This window comes from Psychrosphaera sp. HA2-10, from assembly GCF_055693745.1.
The window spans coordinates 2,375,318-2,397,180 of record NZ_CM146341.1 but is presented as its reverse complement, the minus strand read 5'-3'; the positions used below and the strand labels follow the sequence as shown (position 1 = coordinate 2,397,180).

Sequence of the window (21,863 nt, the reverse complement as noted above, 5' to 3'; positions counted from 1 at the left end):
GGCGTAAATGCGAACAAAACTTTGGTGATGTAAATATGACAACAACTATCGACTTATCTCGTTATGGCATTAATGAGCCGACTGAAATCTTGCATAATCCGTCTTACGAGACTTTGTTTGCAGAAGAAACGAAATCTGAATTATCAGGTTATGAAAAGGGAACGGTAACTGAGCTAGGCGCAGTTAACGTAAACACAGGTGTATTTACAGGTCGTTCACCTAAAGATAAATACATTGTATTGGATGATGTTTCACGAGATACCGTTTGGTGGAATTCAGAACAAGCACCAAATGATAACAAGCCATTAGACCCAGCAGTTTGGACTGACCTTAAAGGTTTAGTTTCAAAGCAACTTTCTGGTAAGCGTTTGTTTGTTGTTGATACATTTTGTGGTGCAAATGCAAAAGTTCGCTTAAAAGTACGCTTTATTACAGAAGTTGCTTGGCAGGCTCACTTTGTTAAAAACATGTTTATCCGTCCTACTGAAGAAGAATTAGCGACATACGGCGATCCAGACTTTGTGGTTATGAACGGCTCAAAAACGTCTAACCCAGATTTTGAAAAGCACGGCATGAACTCAGAAGTATTCACTGTATTTAACATGACGGAAAAAATGCAGATCATTGGCGGTACTTGGTACGGCGGTGAAATGAAGAAAGGTATGTTCGCGATGATGAACTACTACCTTCCTCTGCAAGGCATGGCATCAATGCACTGTTCTGCAAACGTTGGTAAAGATGGCGATACCGCTATTTTCTTCGGTTTATCTGGTACAGGTAAAACAACCTTATCAACAGACCCTAAGCGTGAGCTAATTGGTGATGATGAGCATGGCTGGGATGACGATGGCATCTTTAACTTCGAAGGTGGTTGTTATGCTAAAACTATCGACTTAGATAAAGAAAGCGAACCTGATATTTATAAAGCAATTCGTCGTGATGCGTTATTAGAAAACGTTGCGGTAGATGAAAATGGCGTTATAGATTTCACAGATGGTTCGGTTACTCAAAACACACGTGTATCTTACCCTTTGCACCACATTGACAATATTGTTAAGCCGGTATCAAAAGCAGGCCATGCTAAGAAAGTTATCTTCTTATCTGCTGATGCGTTTGGTGTGTTACCGCCAGTGTCTAAATTAACAGATGCGCAAACTAAATATCACTTCCTATCAGGCTTTACCGCTAAATTAGCAGGTACTGAGCGTGGTATTACTGAACCTCAACCAACGTTCTCTGCGTGTTTTGGTAAAGCGTTTTTAACTTTACACCCATTACAATACGCTGAAGTTTTAGTTAAGCGTATGAACGATGCTGGTGCAGAAGCTTATCTAGTAAACACAGGTTGGAATGGTTCTGGTAAACGTATTTCTATAAAAGATACTCGTGCAATCATTGACCGTATTTTAGATGGTTCAATTGAAAAAGCGCCAACTAAAAACGTACCAATTTTCAACTTAGAAGTACCAACTGAACTTGAAGGTGTTAACCCTGCAATTTTAGACCCTCGTGATACATACGCGAATGAAGCCGAGTGGACTGAAAAAGCGGAAGACCTTGCTGGTCGTTTCATTAAGTACTTTGATCAATATACTGATTTAGAAGACGGTGCTGAACTAGTAGCAGCAGGTCCACAATTATAAGCGGAACAGAGTTGCTTGATGGGTGTCTGTCGCAACAAGCTTTTCAAATTATTTGTTAAGCTATATTAGTAAATTGATAATTAAAGCCGGTCGAAAGACTGGCTTTTTTTATGCCGGTTTGTTACTTCTTTCTACTAGCATCATATTCATAAGTTTAATTAGGAGCACGCGTGCAAGGTTTATCATCAAAGCGATATCGCTATAGCCTTTTAACGTTATTAATATTAACAACAGGCTTGTTTTTATTAGGGTTGTCTATGCCAATCATGACGGTGAGTAAGTTTATCTTTTTGGATAATACTTTTTCTATTGCGTCAGGTATCTACGACTTGTTTACCGAGGGGCGATATTTTTTATTTGTTGTGATCCTGAGTTTGAGTGTGCTACTACCATTGTTAAAGCTAGGTGTGCTGTTTTATCTTTTGCTTAGTTTTGAGAAGTTAGAATATTTAAATAAAACCAAACGACTATTAAACCTTATGCACGATTATGGACGCTGGGCCATGCTTGATGTGATGGTGGTTGCTATTTTGATTGTGACGGTTAAGTTAGGGGCTTTTGTTAACATTCAAACTCACAAAGGTTTGTATGTATTTGGCATTTCGGTTTTACTTACAATGGCGGTAACTCATTTAGTGGTACGTGCTGCCAATAAAAAAGGCGACTCACAAGAGTCGCCTAAGTTGTCTTAAAAAAGGCTTATTACAAAATAGCTTGTAACCTTATAGCACGGATAGCGTACTGCATAATTGACTAGTGCCAGTATGCAGACTCTAAGCTATCTTCACGATCCGGCAAACCTTTAGAAAGCCTTGGTGAACTTTGTGATAAGACTTCAAAACTTACTCGGTTTGCGTATTTACAAATCTGTGCAAGAGAAGAGTAAGAAATGGCAGGTATTGCGTGTTTACTAGACTCAGGTACATTCAGCTTATGGAAAACATTAGCGGTAATGTCATGGATCACAGCGGCTAATGCGCCATCGCCTGCACCATTTGTATTCTTAATCTCGTCTGGACCACCCATATACGGCGCAATATGCGAATATATTTTTATTGGGGCCTTACAGTTTTGTTTTAGCAAAGGACGAGAAAATTCGTACTTGTTAAACTCTGAAATGCTGCCAGGTAATAGAGGATATTGAGTTTTACGTCTGAACTCTTTGTCCGTATAACCAGCCATGTATAAGCCTTGTGGACCAGCAGTACATAATACTAAATCGGCAAGTTCTAATGCTTTTTCAGCAGCAAGTAGAGGATCTTTGGTGCCAACTAAGGCTTCTGCTTCTTCCTCATTCATTGCTAACACTTGCACATGCTTTTTAATGAAGTCTCGCCACCACTCTGGTTTTTCATCAATCATAAAGCGGGTGCCTAGAGTAAGCACAACAGGCACTTGATGCTTATTCGCATATTCAATGGCTTGCATTGCTGCTTGATCTAGCGTGTCACCTTCTGAACAACGAGTGAAGTAAGCACTCACAACAAATGATGATGCATTTTTAATTAGATCTTCATCGATAAACTCAGGTGTCAGTTTATTCATGACACCAGAATCAATGGCAAAGGTACGTTCACCATCTTCTGTGATTAGCGTGAAAGCTCGACCGATAGGTCCATCTACTGGCTGAAGGTGTTGTAAATCAACTCGTGATGACGTGTTGCATAGATAGCGGTATGCGTAGTTACCAACTTTTATGTTTTCACTCATCACGCCGTACAATACTGAACGATCATCGGCAAGCACAGAATAGTTGTGCATTGTATTGCCGATAGTACCGCCAGCATGTTGGTCTACAATTAAGTCGTTCTCAAAAATATAACGATATAATTCTTCTGCAAGCTCACTGCTGACTAGCTGCGATAAACCAATTTTTAAATTAAATTGATCTAAGAGCTCACGAGACACGTGGGCCTCGATATCAACGATGGTTTGATCCATACCAACCACATAAGGATGCTTTAACTTGCCATCCACTTTGATTTTGTTGGTTACAGGATCCTTTTTTTCTACCGGGAAATAATGTCGGTGTTTTCGTCTACCAGGAAATCTCATAGCTCAATTTACGCGAATAAAAAATTGGCGCGCATTGTATGACATTTTGGTTACATTATTAACCAATAGTTTATTCTATTTTGTAATAGATCTATTGATATAAGCCTAAATTCGCTTTTGCGTATGCTTCAAATTCTGTAAATCCACCTATATGTGTTTGATCAAGAAAGATTTGTGGCACAGTTTCGACTGGTTTGCCTGCAGACTTTTCTAAATCAGCTTTTGAGATACCCTCGGCTTGGATATCTACATATCTAAATTTAAAATCGTCTCTCGACTCTGTTAGCTGCTCAGCTACTTCTTTTGCGCGAACACAATACGGACAACCTGGACGACCAAAAATAACAGTAAACATAAAATATCTCCTAAATGAATTACATACAGTTTAGCAAAATCTAAATCAGCGTAAATTCAATTTAATCGATGAGTTTGATAGAAACTATTGATGTATAAATTTAACTTTTTATTCCAAAATTTTATGAACGCCAAGCCATTGGTTTCTTATAGAAAACTAAATGTGTACCTATCAATTATTGGTTATGGCCTATTTTTAAAGGCTTTGGCGAGTGTGCCTGTATATAAACCTTCTATAATAGTTAGTGATGCTATTAGGAGAAAAACATGATTGTTAGACCAGCCCAGGTCGCTGGGAAACTCTATCCTGCTGATGCGGATGACTTAATTACCGATATATCACAAAACTTATTGTATTTTCCCGTTGGAAATACCTTTCCATATGCGCTAGTTGTACCTCATGGCGATATGACACGTTGTGGATTGTCTAGTGCAGCTGCATTTCGTCATCTCTCTAAATACTACCCTTATATAAACAATGTGATAATTATTGGGTGTGCGTCAGTCGGTTCAATAGGCGCGTCATTACCGATATGTGACGAATATTCAACGCCTTTAGGTCGAGTAAAAGTGGCGCAAAGGTATATGGAGAGCTTAGCGTTGTTTCCTTTTGTTCATAAAAGCGATAAGGAGCATTTTAAAACATCAGCAATTGAGACGCAGTTGCCTTATCTTCAAACTTGTTTAGCGGAATTCCAAATCTTACCCATTTTAGTTGGTGAAATGTCATTACTAGATATCAATTTGTTATTTGATAGTTTGCCACTAAATCGCAAAACACTAACGGTATTAGCACTTGATATAGATAGAAATGAACAACGCTGCTTTGATCATCGCGAACAACAACTTTTTAATAGCTATTTAAGTTATATAAAATCTGAGAATAGGCACTTAATAAATGCCGAACAGTTGGGGGTGCAGAACGGACTGAATTGCGTTAACTTAAACTACCAAAGTTACATAGTGCATTAATAAAAGAGAATTAAAATTGGATCAAAATACCGTGCCGTCGCCATGTGTAAGAAACTGTTGTTTAAACGAACAGGACGTCTGCATTGGCTGTTTTCGGGACATTAAAGAAATAATGGCTTGGTCGAGTATGTCGAATAGTGAAAAGCAAGAGACTCTTAAACATTGTAAACAAAGGGAATTGAAAGAAAATTAAAATTAAATTGAATTTTGACGTTCATTTAATGAGCTTTCTGTTTTTATTGTGTTATGATACGTCCCGTCTTTAACGAGACTTATTAAATTGTTTGAAAGCTTCATGATATATATATACCTATGTACTCAAATTTTAGTCGATTTTGAGAGACGTAATCTTTACATAAGTGACATTGCAATTGATTAAACTCCGCAAAGATACAGCTGATACATGTGTATCAAAAAAACATTGAAAATATATAGAGGTTATTATGTCTAAATCGACTGGTACAGTAAAATGGTTTAACGAAGAAAAAGGTTACGGATTCCTAACTCAAGACAACGGCGGCAAAGACGTATTCGTACATTTCCGTGCTATCGTTGGCGAAGGTTTCAAAAGCCTTAAAGAAGGTCAAGCGGTAACTTTTGACGTTGAAGAAGGTCAAAAAGGTTTACAAGCTGCAAACGTTGAAGCTAACTAATTTAGCCTTTAATGTTTGACAAGAAGAGCGTCTAGAACGCTCTTTTTTTATGCCTGTTATTTGATAAAGCATTAAAGCGAAGTGTTAACAAACTTCAAAACTTCAAAACTTCAAAACTTAAATGGTATTAAGCGTCTCGAGGTAATCCAATTCTTACCGCTTTAATTAAGCGTTTTAATTTTCTATTTTCAATACCCGCTGTTTCTGCTTTTTGTTTTTGTTGTTCTAAAGCCCAAATTATATGCTCATCAACTAGCTCGCTTATTTCGCCTAATTTGCTCTCAAGCTCATTTATTACAGTGATCGAAAGTGGCGCGTTGCCAAGTGCCACAGCAATATTCCGCATCCAAGACTCGAATCCAATTCGTCGAATTGGTGATCCTTCAGTCACTTTTAAAAAGTAATCTTCTGTCCACTGCCATATTGCTAATAGATCTGGCTGATTTAATTCATTTCTAGGTAAAAAGTCAGGTTGCTTGGCTATTTGTGCGTGGCGATTCCAAGGACAAATAAGTTGGCAATCATCACAACCATAAATTCTGTTGCCCATCGCCTTTCTAAATTGCTCTGGGATTGCAGCTTTAAGCTCTATCGTTAAGTATGAGATGCATTTGTTACTATCTACTACATAAGGTTCAACAATTGCTTGGGTTGGACAAATTGTGATACAAGCGATACAAGAGCCACATTTTTCTTCTACAGGCTTATCATTGGGCAATTCTATTGGTAAAAATAGTTCGCCTAGAAAGAACCAACTACCTGCACTTTCGTCTAACAAAAGTGAGTGTTTTCCTACCCATCCAAGTCCAGCTTTCTCAGCAAGAGGCCGCTCTAGAACCGGCGCTGAATCTACAAAAGGTCGAAATACCATATCTTTGTCGTCAATCTCGTTAGCTATTAAATTTCCTAGCTTTTTAAGTTGATTTCGCAAAACCTTGTGGTAGTCACGGCCCAACGCATATCTGGAAATATAAGCGGTATTTGGGTTATCTAGAGTATTGGCAAATGCTGCACCTTTAGGCAAGTAATCCATTCTAGCGCTAACAACGCTGACCGTACCTGGCAAAAGTTCATTAGGTCTACATCGTTTTAATCCATGACGGGCCATAAACTCCATATCGCCGTGATAGCCATTTTCTAACCACTTTAAAAAGCGCGGTTCTTGATCGCTTAAATCGATATTTGTTATACCGACTTTTTCAAAACCAAGTTGTTCACCCCATTGCTTGATTTTATCTGCAAGTTGGTAATAGTTAGAGGTAGCTGAGGTCATAAGATAAGGTTTGTTATGCCAATCATTAAAGATAACGCTACTTTACCATCTAAACTGTTTGTTGCGGAACAGATAAAAGAATTAGAGCGCGAGGCAGCAAAAAAATTAGCCATTGATATGTACCAATTAATGGAGCGAGCAGGCCATGCTGTTTTTGAGTCGTTCATTGCACATTTTCCTAAAGCACATAGCTGTTTGATATTAGCAGGCGCTGGCAATAATGGTGGCGATGCTTTTGTAGTCGCGCGGTTGGCGCAACAATCAGGGATAAAAGTTTTGTTGTACGCTAGTGAGCAGGGATTAACGTTATCGGGCGACGCACTGATCGCTAAACAAGGCTTTATGTCTTCCGGTGGCGATATCTATGACCTTGAATCGTTACCAAGTCATGTATCAAAATTAAATGTCGACATGGTGATCGATGGCTTACTTGGAACTGGATTTTGCAACTCGTTGCGAGACACTGAAAGGGCCGCGTTACAAGCTGTAAATAGTTTACAGGCGGGTAAGCTTGCCATTGATATACCTTCAGGCCTCGAATCTGATACCGGTCGCGCCGATCAAGATGCTTTTAAAGCAGATGCTACGGTGACTTTTATTGGCTTAAAACCGGGCCTTTTTACCGCAGATGGACCTGATCTACGTGGAGAGTTGGTGTTTGCAGATTTAGAGGTAGGTCAAGTGTTTGAAAGGCTTGGTAAGAGCAAGATCTCACTGCTACATAAACATAGTGTAGGCACCATTAAAAAACGCAAATTCAATAGCCATAAGGGTAGGTTTGGTAGCGTCTTGGTATTGGGTGGTGATGTGGGAATGAGTGGGGCCGCTTACTTAGCCGGAAAAGCCGCGTTACGAAGTGGTGCCGGTAAAGTAAAAGTCATTTGTGCACCGGGTAATGCAAATATTATTGCGCAGCTTAGTCCTGAATTAATGGTTAAAAGTATTGATAATACTAGTGCCAGTTTTAGAAGTGAGCTTAGCGAAGAGGTGGCTCGAGCCAGCATTATTATAGTAGGACCTGGTCTTGGTTTAAGCGAGTGGAGTCGCAGCGTTTTTAACGCTTTTTTAGAAATAGACGATATCGAGAATAAAGTGGTTATTGTTGATGCAGACGCGTTAAATTTAATTCGTGATAATGTAAATAACGATAGCGCACGAATAGCGCAACTTAATTCAAATAAATACAAGCCTTGGGTATTCACGCCTCATCCGCTAGAGGCAGCTCGTCTGTTGGACCAGAACACGCTACAAATTAACGCCAATCGACTTGTTTCCGCTAGTCAAATTGGCAAACAATATGGTGTTTGCTGTGTACTCAAAGGTTGTGGCACAGTCGTCGCTCATAATGATGACTTTAGCATCAATACAAGCGGTAATGCCGGTATGGCAACTGCGGGAATGGGCGATGTTTTAACAGGGGTATTAGCGGGTGCAATAACGAATCAGTTTAGTGACTCAAGTGACATCAAAAAAAATGTAGATTATGCGGTTTTTTTGCATGGTTTTGCTGGAGATTTTACTGCAAAAGATGGTGAAATAGGTATGATAGCCACAGATGTTTTAGAGTCTTTACCTATCGCAATTAAAGCGTGCCAATAAGTCTTACTGAAACTTATTGAGAAATGGATTGTCAGACTAATTGTGAGAATGGCGTTGTTAAAAAAACTATTATTAAGAAGTATAAAAACCGTGTGGGTATTATTTGCCACTGCGGTGCTTGTGCTCGCTGTTATAATCAGTTTGTTAAAGGTGTTTTTACCCTACGCCGATAACTACAAAAACAACATCGAAACGTATTTATTTACCAACTTTAACGCGAATGTAACCATTGGTAGTATTGGTGCTAGCTGGCAACAATTAGGCCCAGCTATTGTTCTTAACGAGTTGTCCTTATCCGCGACTGAAGATGCCCCACTTGACATTACTATCATGGAAACCAAAGTGAGCATCGACTTTTGGCGCTCTTTGCAAGAGCAGCGTCTAGTCACCGGTACTTTCCAACTTAACGGTATAAACACCTATATCAACAGTGACGTATTTTTTAAAGTTCGTCCGCAGTCGCAAGGCTCGCAACTTTTTGAAGGCTTAAGTCATTTATTTCTAGCGCAAATTCAACAATTCCAAGTCACCGACAGTACTATTATTGTTCGTCATCAAAGCGGTCAAAATCAAACTTTTCAAATCGATTATTTATCATGGCTTAATGAAGGCAATCGACACCGTGGTCAGGGCGATGTCTATATAGATGGATTTTCTGATAACTCTTTGTCAATAAGAATGGATTTGTACGGCCAACGCCGAAGCGAAATTTTTGGCATGATATATCTAGAAGCGCAACAGGTTGATATTACACCTTGGCTTACACAGTTCATCGGTGAGCATATTTCTGTGACTTCGACAGAGGGTAATTTCCAACTTTGGGGCGATGTAAGTGATGGGTTAGTAAAACAAGTTTTGGTGGATGTCAAAAACACCGGCGTTCGCTGGCAAAAACAAAAGCAACCTAAAAAACTATTTATCGATGAAGCAACATTAAAGTGGCAACAACGTACAAGTGATTGGGCGTTAGTGGCAAATGAAATAAAGTTAAAAACCGAACAGCAAGAACCGGATCCGTTTGATTTAAATTTACTGCGTAAAAAGAACCAGACAGAGCTAATTGCAAATAACGTCGACTTAAATACCATTACACAGCTGTTCTCGCTTTTTTCCGCCACTAAAGAAACAAGTTTGTTAGCAGATACAAATGTAAATGGCGATGTTCGCTCGTTGCACATTGCCTGGCCCGACGATGCGCCAATGATGGCATCGATTGATGTTAAAGACTTTTCTTTTTTACCAGAGTCCTCACCAAACTCAGCCTACTTAGGTCTTAATGATTTAGACTTAAAAGGTGCATGGAAAGGCAACGTTGGTCGCTTTTCGTTAACCGGTGCTTTTGGCCAATTAGAGACAAAGGATACTTTTGCAAAACCATTCGGCTACGAAACTCTAGAAATGGTCACTGATATTAGAGTGTTAGATACTGGCGTTGAAGTTTGGCTTCCTAAAATTAAATTAGTAAACGACGATATTCTTATTCGCGCGACGGCTGAATTTTTAATGTTTGATGAGAGTCATTTAAAAGTTTATGCAGAGGTTGAAGGGCCAAAAACAGGGCAAATACCAAACTATCTGCCTAAATATCTGATCGGCAAAGATACATACGATTATTTAATAAGATCAATTCAGGCAGGCCAAGGAAAACTAACACAAGTTATTATTGATGGTGACCCTGCGGATATTCCATTTTCAGATACTAATTCGACCGGTACGTTTGTTGTTAGAGCCGAATTGGCAGATACATTATTTGAGTTTGACGAGGAATGGCCAGCGCTTGTTGATTTAAATGCAATTTTAACAGTTGATAAAATGGATATGTTTATTGATGCAAAGGATGGCGAAATAGGCCCTTTGACAGTAAATAATAATGTCCACGCTAAAATTGACTTAGCCGCTCAAAGTACCGTTCTTGAACTCGATATTAACCCAAATAATTTGGCTTTTTCAAAATTTCATACCCTGGTAAAAACAACACCATTAGCAGAGATCTTAGGCGATGTTTTTGACTTTGTTCAGCTAGACGGCAGCGGTGACGCAAAGGTTCACTTGTCTATTCCGTTAAGTGATACACCAAATGAGTTGGGTGTAATACCTGAGTTTGTTGCAAAAGGTAATGTCATCACGAAGGATGCTGGATTAGCTTTACCAAGTATTAACCTAGATATAAAAAATCTTACTTCAGTGGTTTCTTTTGAAAATGATGCATTCTCAATTTCCGATGCCACGGGCCTATGGTTTGATTTACCTATTGCTTTTAATGTTACAGGTAGCGATGGTAATGGTGGTTACAAGATTGACGGACAAGTTGATGCAACATGGCAGCACCAGCAATTGGCCGCGCAGATTAACGGGCCTATCGCTAACTATTTTGATGGTGAACTTAATTCTAGTTTAGCGCTCGCAGTTAACATTGAAGAGGGCGACGATTATCAGTATTTTGTTGATGCTAATGTTGATCTCAGTAACGCAAGTTACCGTCTAACGGGTCCACTTAATAAATCGAAAGGTGAGCCAGCAACAATTAATATTTCGGTTCTAGGTGACGCAAACAGCAACGATGTTTATATCGACTTAGCCAATGATCTTAAGTTTATGGGTGTTATTCCAGCTATTTCAGGACGAATGGAGCAAGCTATTTTAGCGATAGGTGAGCACGATCAAGTCGCAAGTTTATTGTTGCCTGAAGCAGGATTTAACATAGATATAAAACTACCAAATATTGAGTTTGATCCAACTTTATCTTTTGTAATGGATTTACTTGATTCATTGCCTTCTGGTGGCGAAGAATCAGGATCTTTTATGGATCCACCTCAGTTAATTAAAGGTCAATTCGATAATGTCTCTATCTTTGGTCAGCGATGGCAGAACATTGCACTGACCGCTCAGCCAAATAATGACGATTGGCTATTTCATGCGGTTGGAAAAGATGTAGACGCAAAAGTGTTAGTGCCAAATCAAATTGACCTAGACGGTTTGACAATCAATGCAGACTATTTACACATTAAAAATACGCCTGTAGAGGGTGAAAAAGTTTCAACACCAACTGTTAACTCCAAAAAATTGATTAATGGAATACCAGCATTAAATGTAGTCTGCCAAAAATGTACTTACAACGATAAGCCTCTTGGCAAGATAAGCCTAAACACATTCACGCGAGATGGTTCTCTATTTATAGAAAGAGCCGAAATGGAATATGAACGAAATAAGGTGTCGTTAACGGGAATATGGGCCGGAAACGAAGGTCCAGGCAAAACAACAGTAACGGGAGATATATATTCACGTTATTTTGGTCCTTGGATGTTAGATTGGGGCTTTAACTCAGGTATTAAACAAAGTGACTTAAAATCTAAACTTGCTTTAAGTTGGAATGGTGCACCACAAGACTTTGAGTTTTCGTCGTTAAACGGTGAGTTATCGTTTGAGTTAGGTGAGGGTTACTTATCTGAAATTAGTGATAAAGGTGCACGGATTTTTTCCCTGTTTAGTTTAAATTCGTTATATCGAAAGCTTAAGTTCGACTTTAACGATGTATTCCAAAAAGGCTTGTTTTACAACGATATCAAAGGGTCACTGCTAGTAGAAAGTGGCGTTGTATACACCGAAGATATTCGTATGGATGGCGTTGCAGGTAACATGAACATGCGCGGGTTTACTAATCTAAACCAAAGTATATTAGATTATGACGTTACCTTTAAACCAAAAATTAGTTCAAGTATTCCGGTAATAGCCGCGTGGTTGGCACCTGGTTCTGCAGGTTTATCACTATTAGCCGGTATCGCGATTGATAAAATTATAGAAAAAGCTGACGTAGTATCTGAGGTGCGTTTAAAAGTAACGGGTAACCTGTCCGATCCGCAAGTTCAAGAAGTGAAACGATTTACTAAAACTATTTCAATACCGCGACCGCCACAAAGACCGATACAGCCGATTGAACCTAACCAACAGCCGATTGAACCTAACCAACAGCCTGTTGAAAAGCCGGACGAAAAAGCAGGTGAGGGACAATAGATATGAATGCGTTTGTATTACAAATGACCTCGACACCAGATATTGATGACAATATTAACTTTGTTATTAACTCGCTTAGAGAGAGTCGCCCGCCTGCCAATAGCCTTGTTGTATTGCCTGAGTGCTTTGCCTGCTTTGGTGGAAAAGATAATTTAAACTTACGATTCGCTGAAAAAATTGGTAACGGAAAAGTTCAAATTAAGTTGAGCGAAATTGCAAAAGAATTTCAAATTTATTTGGTTGCAGGCTCATTTCCGACAAACTCAGCTAACCCAGATAAATTTATGGCGTCTTCTTTAGTTTTCGCACCTGATGGCCAACTCATTAGTGATTACCAAAAAATACACCTGTTTGATGTGGTTGTAGCAGACCGCACTGGCAGTTACCGAGAATCAGATTCAACAGTACCTGGTAATAAGCTCGCTGTGTTTGATACGCCGTGGGGCAAGGTTGGATTAGCTATTTGTTATGATTTGCGCTTTCCGGGCTTGTTTCAAGCATTAAGGCGTTTAGGTGCAGATACCATAGTTTTACCAAGCGCTTTCACTGAACGTACCGGAAGTGCGCACTGGTTGCCTCTTTTACAGGCTCGCGCAATTGAAAATCAAGTTTATATGGTCGCTGCAAATCAAAACGGTGTGCACCAAAACGGCCGGGAAACGTATGGACATAGTATGGTGGTTTCACCTTGGGGTGAGGTGTTAGTAAATGCTGCGCGCAATAATGGTTTATTTGGCGCAGAGCTCGACGCGAATAAAATGCATGAAATTAGAAAAAACATGCCAGTATTTAACCATAATAAATTTCAAGCTCGTTTGAAATAATCAAACGACATTATCACGACAATAGGATCTATTTTGAATCAAGTTGAAGAACAATTATTAGCAGCGAATGGCCTAACACAGCAAAGTGTTTATGACGGTCTATCTATGTTGTTGGAGCATCAACTAGACTACGCAGATTTATATTTTCAAGGAAGTTTTCATGAATCTTGGGTAATGGAAGATGGCATTATCAAAGACGGCAGTTATAACATCGAACAAGGTGTTGGCATTCGAGCAGTAAGCGGTGAAAAAACTGGATTATCATATTCAGACCAAGTTAACTTTGATGCAATTACTGAAGCTGCTAAAACAGCGAGAAGTATTGCAGGGGCCGGTGCGAATGCCAAACAGCAGGTATTTACCACAGCGCAAGCTAAAGAAATCATCATGCCTTGTCAGCCATTAGAAAAAATGTCAAACCAAGATAAGGTGGAACTTCTTAAGAGTGTTGACAGTTATATTCGCCAACAATCGCCATTAGCAAAAAATATCGTAGTGAGTATGAGTGGTGTATATGAACAAGTACTTGTTGCTGCCAGTGATGGAACTTGGGGTACGGATATTCGACCTTTAATTCGTTTAAACTGCTCGGTTGTATTAGAAAAAGACGGTCGAAAAGAACGAGGCGGTGCCGGTGCAGGTGCTCGAACAGACTATGGTTTTTTCTTGGAGTTAATTGACGGAAAAATTCGCTATCAAGCTATCGCTGACGAAGCGATTCATATGGCAACGGTCAACTTAGAAGCTATTGAAGCGCCAGCAGGTACAATGCCTGTGGTGCTGGGCAATGGTTGGCCTGGAGTGTTATTACATGAAGCGGTAGGTCATGGTTTAGAAGGTGACTTTAACCGCAAAGGTTCAAGTAATTACAGCGGTAAGATTGGTGAATCAGTCGCGTCAGAGCTTTGTACTATCGTTGATGATGGCACATTAAATGGATTACGTGGCTCGTTAAATATTGACGATGAAGGTGTACCGGCTCAATACAATGTTCTTATTGAAAACGGCGTGTTGAAATCGTATATGCAGGACAAGCTTAACGCTCGTTTGATGGGTGTGCCAGCGACTGGTAATGGACGTCGTGAATCTTTTGCGCATATGCCGATGCCTCGTATGACAAATACTTATATGTTGCCAGGACAAAGCACACCTGAAGACATTATTGCTAGCGTTGATTATGGTATTTACGCAAACAACTTTGCCGGTGGCCAAGTTGATATCACGTCGGGTAAGTTTGTATTTTCAGCGTCAGAAGCTTATTTAATTGAAAACGGAAAAATTACTAAGCCGGTAAAAGGTGCTACCTTAATTGGTAATGGCCCAGATGCAATGTCGCAAGTATCAATGGTAGGCAATGACTTAGCCTTAGATAAAGGCGTTGGAGTTTGTGGTAAAGATGGTCAAAGCATCCCTGTAGGTGTTGGCCAGCCAACGTTAAAGCTAGATGCGATGACGGTAGGTGGTACTAACTAAGTTCAGCTTTACTGCCTGCGATTAGACGTAAATTATCTAAATAAAAAAGCCAGCTTAACTGCTGGCTTTTTATATGGAAATAGCAATGTGGTAAAAGTTACAGCAGGTTTACTATTATAGTGCCTGATGTAACTCGGCCTGATGGTGTCGTTGCGCTGAATGTCAGTGCACCAGTAACAGGATCATCATCAGATACTAAATTGTTAATAACAGAAAACGTTATAAACGTTGTACCCGGAACTGATGGGTTTGATGATCCAACTGTGTTTGCAATTACAACATTGCCGCCACCAACAAGCTCTCCAACTGAAGACGCGATAGTGATGTTAGTATTTTGCGGTAGCACTTGTAGCTGTGAATCGGACATCTCGAGTGTAAACTGATTTGATGCGCCTCGAAGAATACTAATCTCAGCGTTTGTCGCAGTGTTGTCATAATTACTAGACAAGACGGTATCAGTACTATCAAGTACTCGGTAAAACGCAGCAGAACTTGATGTAATCAAAACACGTGCTTTACGAATCGTGGAAAACTTACCGGTTGCACAGCCGCTTTGGCACTGAGGGCCATTAAATAAGCTGTCTTCAATTGTGTAATCGCCACTATTGTTTGAATCAATAAATAATTCACCTGTGTCACGAACGTAGTTCTCATTATCATCACGCCATGCTTCTGGCATATCAATAAATCCACCTGATAGCGGACTAATACGGACAAGGCCAGACTTGATTTCATTAATACTTAAGATGGAGCTATTCGCACTCAAACCGTCAGCGGTGTCGTAGATGTTATTACCGTTTACATCCACAAAGTACTCATGGCCTTCTGCAGTGGCTAGAATTGTAACGCGGTGATTATCTGGGTAAGGTTCTTGAGAAGTCCAAGTGACCGCACAGTTTCCTTCAACGGTTGTACAAGATGGCTCAATAGCGCCACCTTCAGTTGTAAAGTTAACTGTTGTGCCATCTGGAACTGGGTTATTAAAGCTATCGGCTAAGTAAGCTCTTACAGTTACTTCGGTTCCAGTAATATTTCGTGCTTCTGGGTTTATTGTCGATAGTGACAGAGTTAATGAGTTTTGATCCGGAAGGCCAGTGTTAACAGACAGGAGATCAGACTGAGTCGCAATAGTTTCACCACTAGAGTTTGTAGTTGAAGCAGTGACTCGAACTACGGTTGGTACTGAACCTGCTATAACCTTAGCACTTACTAATCCATCATTGTTAGTAACACCTGAATTTGAAGCTAAAGCTAACCCACCTACTTCAGTATTTAATGAAAACGCCACCGGTTGTTGGCTTAAAGGATTGCCTAATTGGCCTTTCACTAAAAAAGTCAGCGTTGAAGTTTCCTGCTTACCTTGACCGCCAGTACCCTTAAGTACAATAGATGATGGTGAAGCAGAAACAAACTCTACTGAACCTAAGCTTTCTGGCAATAGAGTGATCTGTTTAGTTGCGGTAAGGTCAGCAGAGTTTACTCTAACTGTCGCGACAATTGTATCTACATTACCTTGTGCACCGGCACAGCTAATATCTTGATATGTTGAAGTTGCAGCGCCATTTATTGTTGTTGCATTTGCATCTAATGTAGCATCACTATTGCTAGCACACGTAGATGTAAACGACACAGATGTTGCCGTTGTGATTGGATTAAAGTTTTCATCGACCAAAGATACTGATAAGCCCAAGGTGCCGCCAGCACTTATACTGGTAACGCCGTTAGCATCGGATAGCGATGATTTAATTTCACCTTCTACAAAGTTGCCTGCATCGTCAAATGAGCCAAAGAAAACGGTGCTAGATTCTTCTAATGCGTCGGCAGAGACTATTTCGTAAGCTATTGTATCTGCATACGTAATATCGTTGATTGTTGCTGAGATTGTTGCAAGTGCAGCACCTAAATCACTTTCAGTTCCAGTTAATTCTACTTCGGCTAGGCCACTTGCTGTTGTTAATGCTGTATTAGCATTTAATGAACCTAGCTCAGCCGTAAAACTAACAATAGTATCTGCAATTGGAGCGCCGTTTTCATCGGTAAGAATTACACCTAGTTGGGCAGCTTCATTAACTTTAAAGCGATTTACTGATTCACCATTGCGTTTTAGGGTAACAGAAAGTGATGGCGACTGAACATTTCCCGTTGTAGCGGAAAGCACTTCAAATGCTGTATCGATAGTTAAAGTTTCATCGTTTACGACCGTACTTGCTGTTACCACCACAACACCAGAAGTTAGGTCAGAAGTATTTAACGAAACAGTGGTTGTACCGTCTGTTGAAGTTAGCCTAGAGTTTGACGATAAATTACCAGAACTAGTAGAGAAACTAATTTGTTGACCACTAATTGCCGCGCCACTTAAATCATTTAACGATACAACAATGGAGGCGATATTTCCGGTAGTAAAACTATTGGTTTCGTTGTTCAGTGCATCTCTTACCGCAATGCTCAACGTCGCTTCAGTTCCAGTTACCGTCTGTTCACTTACAACCTCTTCTTTGTGACCGTTACAGCCACTTAAAAAAAGTGTTGCCAATAATGCGATAGAAAACCAAACCTTTTTAAAGAATGATCCTTGTTGATTTAAGTAGTTCACTGCAAAGCTCCTAACTGCTAAGTCCGTCTTTTATATACTGAAATAACTCTTTATAATTTTTTCCTGGTTTTTCTTTTTCTACTTCTTTTTTAGCCTGACGTGTCAACTGTCTAACTCTTTGACGTTCTAACGTTGGAGCCTGCTCTAAAAGATCATTAATGGCGTCGTCACCTTTGTTAATTAGGGCTTCTCTTAGACGTTCGATCTTTTGCATTTGAGCATCATTTGCTTGTCCAGGAGTAGTAAGCTTCTGATACTCAAGCTTTAAAGTATCAAGAGCTTCGTCTCTAAGCAACTTTGCCATAAATTGCATATGTCTGCGTAAAGCATCCGGTTTGGTAGAAATTTTATCGGCAAGCTTAAATGCATCAAGTAATTCGTCGCTTGCGGTTAGCTTTTGACGCTGAGACTTCGATAACTTAACGAGCTTTTCAGCGAAAATGCGTAAGTCTTTTGCTTCTTGTTTTATTTCTGATTTACTGATGTAATTTTCATCATCAGGCATTAAATAGTATGGTTTTGTCATAACAATAGGATCATTAGAATTTGATAAACGAATATATAGATTTATGGTATGCTCAAGTGACAAATTTAACCAGTATTTTTGAGCCTTTATGACGAATAATAGCGACATTTTTCAACAAATCAGTGAAGTGAAAACTGCAATTGCCGATTTGATAGACTTGAGCAAGCAACATGGTGCAACTTCAACAGAAGCTGTGATCAGTAAATCGAAGGGTATTTCGGTTTCTAGCCGTTGCCAAGAATTAGAAAATATTGAGTTTAACCAAGAGGGCGCATTAGGCATTACCGTTTATGTTGGTCAACATAAAGGATCAGCCTCAACCGCCGATTTAAGTCACGAAGCATTAGAAAGAACGGTTAAAGCGGCTATTGATATTGCTAAATATACCAACGAAGATCCATATTCAGGGCTTGTTGAGTCTGAATTAATGGCGACTGACATCCCAGATTTAGACCTATGTCATCCTTATGAAATTTCACCAGAAGAAGCCATAACTTTTTGTTTAGAAGCTGAAAAAACAGCTTTTGAGACGGATCCTAGAATCACAAATTCAGACGGGGCGTCATTATCGTCATACCAAGGTTTTAAAGTTTATGGTAATTCGCATGGTTTTATTGAAGGTTACCCAAGCAGTCGCCATAGTTTAAGTTGCTCTGTAATTGCTGAGTCTGGCGATGAAATGCAGCGTGATTATGCCTACACAGTTGATCGTGTATTTGAAGAAATGGATGCGGCTTCAGTTGTTGGCAACAAAGCTGCAAAAGCTGCAATTGAAAGGCTTAATGCCAGAAAGCTAGATACTTGCCAAGTACCAGTATTATTTCATGCTGAAGTTGCGTCTACACTATTTGGCCACTTAGTCTCTGCAATTAGTGGTGGTAGCTTGTATCGGAATTCATCGTTTTTAATGGACAGCATAGATACAAAAATCTTGCCTGACTTTTTAACCATTGAAGAGCGGCCTCATGTGCTTAGAGGCCTGGCAAGCAGTCCATTCGATTCAGAAGGGGTAGCAACAAAGGATAGAAATATCATTGAGGCTGGTGTACTTACTACTTATCTGTTAACTGGATACTCTGCTCGGAAGATGGGGATGCAAACGACAGGTCATGCTGGTGGTATCCACAATTGGTTTATCAGTCAAACCGATCCAGATTTAGCATCAATGCTCAAAAAAATGGATAAAGGTTTATTAGTGACTGAGCTTATGGGTCAGGGTGTTAATACAGTTACCGGCGATTACAGTCGTGGCGCAGCGGGTTTTTGGGTTGAGAACGGTGAAATTCAGTATCCAGTATCCGAAGTGACAATTGCCGGCAATTTAGCAACTATGTTTAAACAAATTGTTGCTATAGGCGGCGACGTTGAGCGTCGTGGTGCTGTTCAAACTGGTTCAGTATTAATTGAGAACATGAAAATTGCGGGTAACTAAATACGGTTTTTTAGGCTAATAGTTTTGAGAGAGCTAAGCTAAATTGACTGTTATTTATACATTAACTAACGCAGTAATATAGCGAATAAAAAAGGAAGCCTAGGCTTCCTTTTTTTTATTAAGTTCGATTAGTTTTGCTATTCACCAGACTCTTTTTCTACTAAACGAATACCAGTTTTTTCAATAACTATATCGCCAGACTTGTAGAGACCGCCAATTGCCTTTTTAAAGGCCGCTTTACTCATACCAAATAACTTGGAGATAACTTCAGGCTTAGATTTGTCGTGAACGGCCGCGAAACCGCCTTCTTTTTTCAAAAACTCCATGATGATCTTTGAGTATTTATCTCGAGTAACTTGTCCACCTTGTAGGCTTAAGTTGATACGACCATCTGGGCGAATTTGTTTTACAAATCCTTTTTTAGTTTGACCAAAACTAAGTCGTTGAAAAACATCTTGTTTAAATAACAAACCCCAATGACTATGGTTGATAATAGCTTTGTAGCCTAAATCTGTGCTATTGGCGATAATTAAGTCGACTTGCTGTTCAGGTTTAAACGTACCTTCGTTTTCGTCTTTTACAAATTTATCAATTTTTGATGAGGCAGTAGGGCGCTGATCTAAGTCATCTAAATATACATAGACTAAATAACGTTCACCCACTTCCATCGGCCTGTGCTGTTCACCATAAGGAACGAGTAGTTCTTTATCTAATCCCCAATCAACAAATGCCCCAACGCGGGTTACATCAGTTACTTTTAAATAAGCAAATTGGCCTACTTCAACTTTAGGCTTTTGTGTCGTGGCGATAGGTCTATCTTCCGAGTCAAGATAAACAAAAACTGTTACTTCATCGCCTTCATTTGCGTCTTTAGGAGCGTGCTTACGGGGTATTAGTAGCTCGTCGCCATTTCCAGCATCCACAAAAACACCAAAGTCGACGATTTTTGAGATAGGGAAGGTGTTGGTTTTTCCAACTTCAATCATTTAATTTTTCCAATTTTACTGAGAAGGCATCGCGACTAATTACTAATTAAACGAGGTTACAATAACAACCAAGTCGCCGTGCCTAAGAATGCAAATATGCCGACTATGTCGGTCACTGTGGTAAGTATAACACTACCTGCTAAAGCTGGGTCTATGTTCATGCGTTTTAATGCAAGTGGAATTAATACGCCAGATAAGCCAGCTGCAACTAGGTTCATGAGCATAGCAAATGCGAGTACGCCACCAAGCATTAAGTCCTGCTTCCATATGGCAACAACACCTGCAATCAATACAGCCCAAATAAGACCATTTAGGAAACCGATAGCAAGCTCTTTACCGAGCAACCATCTAGAGTTTGAATCTGTAACGTGACCTACCGCCATACCACGAATAACCAAGGTTAGGGTTTGGCTACCCGCTACACCGCCCATACTGGGGACTATGGTGTTTAATACTGCTAAAAACGCCAATTCATCAAGTGTTGTTTCAAATAAGCTTGATACAAAAGCGGCGAGTAATGCTGTGAATAGGTTTACGCCAAGCCACAATGAACGCTTTCGGGTACTGTCTAATACTGGAGCAAAAGTGTCGGCTTCATCGTCAAGACCCGCCATGCTTAACATGGAGTGCTCAGCGTCTTCACGAATAATATCTACAACATCATCAATAGTAATTCGGCCCAACAACAAACCATGCTCGTCAATTACGGGGGCCGTCATCCAATCATAACGTTCGAATAAGGTTGCCACTTCGGACTCGTGCATAGATGCAGGAATCACTTCGAAGTCGGTTTCCATTACTTCTGATATCAGTTTACTAGGATTAGAGGTAACAAGTGCCGACAAAGATACTTCACCAATAAAATGATCTTGCTTATCGACTACATAAAGGTAATCGGTATTTTCAGGTAAAGACTCTTTTAATCGCAAATATCGCAATATTACGTCAACGGTCACATCGGGACGAACCGTTACTGTATCGGTATTCATTAGTGCCGCTGCAGAGTCTTCTTCATATGACATCACTCTCTCTGCGCGCGCTTGATCTTGTTTATCCATGCTCTTCAGCACTCGACGATAAACAGCATCGGGCATACTTCTTAGTACTTCTGAAAAGTCATCGTCGTCAAGATTAGTAGCAGCCTCAGCAACTCTTTCCGGTTCCATTGCTCGTAATATTGGATTACGAACTTCATCGGAAAGCTCTTCTAAAACGTCGCCTTGAATACTACTGTCAATGAGTTGCCAAATAACGGCACGACTTTTTGGAGGAGAAGAATGTAACAACAGTGCAATGTCATTTGCGGCCATAGAATCAAGCATATTCCGCACACGAACAAACATACCGTCACTGATGGCAGTATTAAGTTCATTAATAGGAATTGTATATTCTTGTTCTAGTAGTTCTGGCATTTCTTGAGCGTAGGTTTCTGTTGTTTACCTTGTGCACAAGTCTAACTTAGATTAGCG

Annotated in this window: 17 protein-coding genes; 10 read left to right on the top strand and 7 right to left on the bottom strand. The window is 39.9% G+C overall.

Going from position 1 to position 21,863, the window contains the following annotated elements:
- Positions 1–35: 35 nt before the first annotated feature.
- Positions 36–1,643, top strand: a complete 1,608-nt coding sequence (gene pckA, locus ACZ1GV_RS10955) for a phosphoenolpyruvate carboxykinase (ATP) (protein WP_472674191.1) — start codon at positions 36–38, stop codon at positions 1,641–1,643.
- Positions 1,644–1,813: 170 nt separating this feature from the next.
- A complete protein-coding gene (locus tag ACZ1GV_RS10950; RefSeq protein WP_472674190.1) occupies positions 1,814–2,335 on the top strand; it encodes a paraquat-inducible protein A in 522 nt (173 codons plus the stop codon).
- A gap of 61 nt (positions 2,336–2,396) precedes the next feature.
- On the opposite strand, the gene ACZ1GV_RS10945 is transcribed toward ACZ1GV_RS10950, so the two are convergent.
- Both ACZ1GV_RS10945 and ACZ1GV_RS10940 read right to left on the bottom strand, forming a co-directional pair.
- Positions 2,397–3,698, bottom strand: coding sequence for an inosine/guanosine kinase (locus ACZ1GV_RS10945; RefSeq protein ID WP_210561247.1), 1,302 nt, complete (start codon positions 3,696–3,698; stop codon positions 2,397–2,399).
- 91 nt (positions 3,699–3,789) lie between these two features.
- Entirely contained in the window at positions 3,790–4,053 is a 264-nt protein-coding gene (locus ACZ1GV_RS10940) for a GrxA family glutaredoxin (RefSeq protein WP_210561249.1), read from the bottom strand.
- A 266-nt stretch (positions 4,054–4,319) separates the two neighbouring features.
- Here ACZ1GV_RS10940 and amrB point away from each other — a divergent pair, with 266 nt between their 5' ends.
- The 3 genes from amrB to cspE all read left to right on the top strand — a co-directional run bounded on the left by amrB (position 4,320) and on the right by cspE (position 5,677).
- The gene (gene amrB, locus ACZ1GV_RS10935; protein ID WP_472674189.1) at positions 4,320–5,024 is read left to right on the top strand and encodes an AmmeMemoRadiSam system protein B; all 705 of its coding nucleotides are present in this window, start codon (positions 4,320–4,322) and stop codon (positions 5,022–5,024) included.
- 31 nt (positions 5,025–5,055) lie between these two features.
- On the top strand, positions 5,056–5,217 hold the full coding sequence (locus ACZ1GV_RS10930; RefSeq protein WP_472675895.1) for a DUF1289 domain-containing protein: 162 nt from the start codon (positions 5,056–5,058) through the stop codon (positions 5,215–5,217).
- 250 nt (positions 5,218–5,467) lie between these two features.
- Positions 5,468–5,677 (top strand): transcription antiterminator/RNA stability regulator CspE, encoded by a 210-nt coding sequence (gene cspE / locus ACZ1GV_RS10925; protein WP_155695803.1) that lies wholly within the window; start codon positions 5,468–5,470, stop codon positions 5,675–5,677.
- 127 nt (positions 5,678–5,804) lie between these two features.
- On the opposite strand, the gene queG is transcribed toward cspE, so the two are convergent.
- Entirely contained in the window at positions 5,805–6,950 is a 1,146-nt protein-coding gene (gene queG / locus ACZ1GV_RS10920; RefSeq protein ID WP_472674188.1) for a tRNA epoxyqueuosine(34) reductase QueG, read from the bottom strand.
- Between the two features lie 15 nt (positions 6,951–6,965).
- On the opposite strand from queG, the gene ACZ1GV_RS10915 reads away from it, so the two are divergent.
- The 4 genes from ACZ1GV_RS10915 to tldD are packed head-to-tail and all read left to right on the top strand — an operon-like array spanning position 6,966 to position 14,857.
- Entirely contained in the window at positions 6,966–8,549 is a 1,584-nt protein-coding gene (locus tag ACZ1GV_RS10915) for an NAD(P)H-hydrate dehydratase (RefSeq protein ID WP_472674187.1), read from the top strand.
- A 48-nt stretch (positions 8,550–8,597) separates the two neighbouring features.
- Positions 8,598–12,560 carry a YhdP family protein gene (locus ACZ1GV_RS10910; RefSeq protein ID WP_472674186.1) on the top strand — a complete coding sequence of 1,321 codons (3,963 nt, stop codon included), beginning with the start codon at positions 8,598–8,600 and terminating at the stop codon, positions 12,558–12,560.
- Between the two features lie 2 nt (positions 12,561–12,562).
- Positions 12,563–13,384: a carbon-nitrogen hydrolase family protein gene (locus ACZ1GV_RS10905; RefSeq protein ID WP_472674185.1), complete on the top strand. Its 822-nt coding sequence runs from the start codon at positions 12,563–12,565 to the stop codon at positions 13,382–13,384.
- A gap of 33 nt (positions 13,385–13,417) precedes the next feature.
- Positions 13,418–14,857 carry a metalloprotease TldD gene (gene tldD / locus ACZ1GV_RS10900; RefSeq protein ID WP_472674184.1) on the top strand — a complete coding sequence of 480 codons (1,440 nt, stop codon included), beginning with the start codon at positions 13,418–13,420 and terminating at the stop codon, positions 14,855–14,857.
- Between the two features lie 97 nt (positions 14,858–14,954).
- On the opposite strand, the gene ACZ1GV_RS10895 is transcribed toward tldD, so the two are convergent.
- Positions 14,955–17,450, bottom strand: coding sequence for an Ig-like protein, group 1 (locus tag ACZ1GV_RS10895; RefSeq protein WP_472674183.1), 2,496 nt, complete (start codon positions 17,448–17,450; stop codon positions 14,955–14,957).
- A gap of 10 nt (positions 17,451–17,460) precedes the next feature.
- Entirely contained in the window at positions 17,461–17,976 is a 516-nt protein-coding gene (gene yjgA, locus ACZ1GV_RS10890) for a ribosome biogenesis factor YjgA (RefSeq protein ID WP_472674182.1), read from the bottom strand.
- An 88-nt stretch (positions 17,977–18,064) separates the two neighbouring features.
- On the opposite strand from yjgA, the gene pmbA reads away from it, so the two are divergent.
- Positions 18,065–19,408 (top strand): metalloprotease PmbA, encoded by a 1,344-nt coding sequence (pmbA, locus tag ACZ1GV_RS10885; protein WP_472674181.1) that lies wholly within the window; start codon positions 18,065–18,067, stop codon positions 19,406–19,408.
- A 137-nt stretch (positions 19,409–19,545) separates the two neighbouring features.
- On the opposite strand, the gene ACZ1GV_RS10880 is transcribed toward pmbA, so the two are convergent.
- A complete protein-coding gene (locus tag ACZ1GV_RS10880) occupies positions 19,546–20,394 on the bottom strand; it encodes a CvfB family protein (RefSeq protein ID WP_472674180.1) in 849 nt (282 codons plus the stop codon).
- A gap of 56 nt (positions 20,395–20,450) precedes the next feature.
- The gene (gene mgtE / locus ACZ1GV_RS10875) at positions 20,451–21,806 is read right to left on the bottom strand and encodes a magnesium transporter (RefSeq protein WP_210561284.1); all 1,356 of its coding nucleotides are present in this window, start codon (positions 21,804–21,806) and stop codon (positions 20,451–20,453) included.
- Positions 21,807–21,863 lie beyond the last annotated feature (57 nt).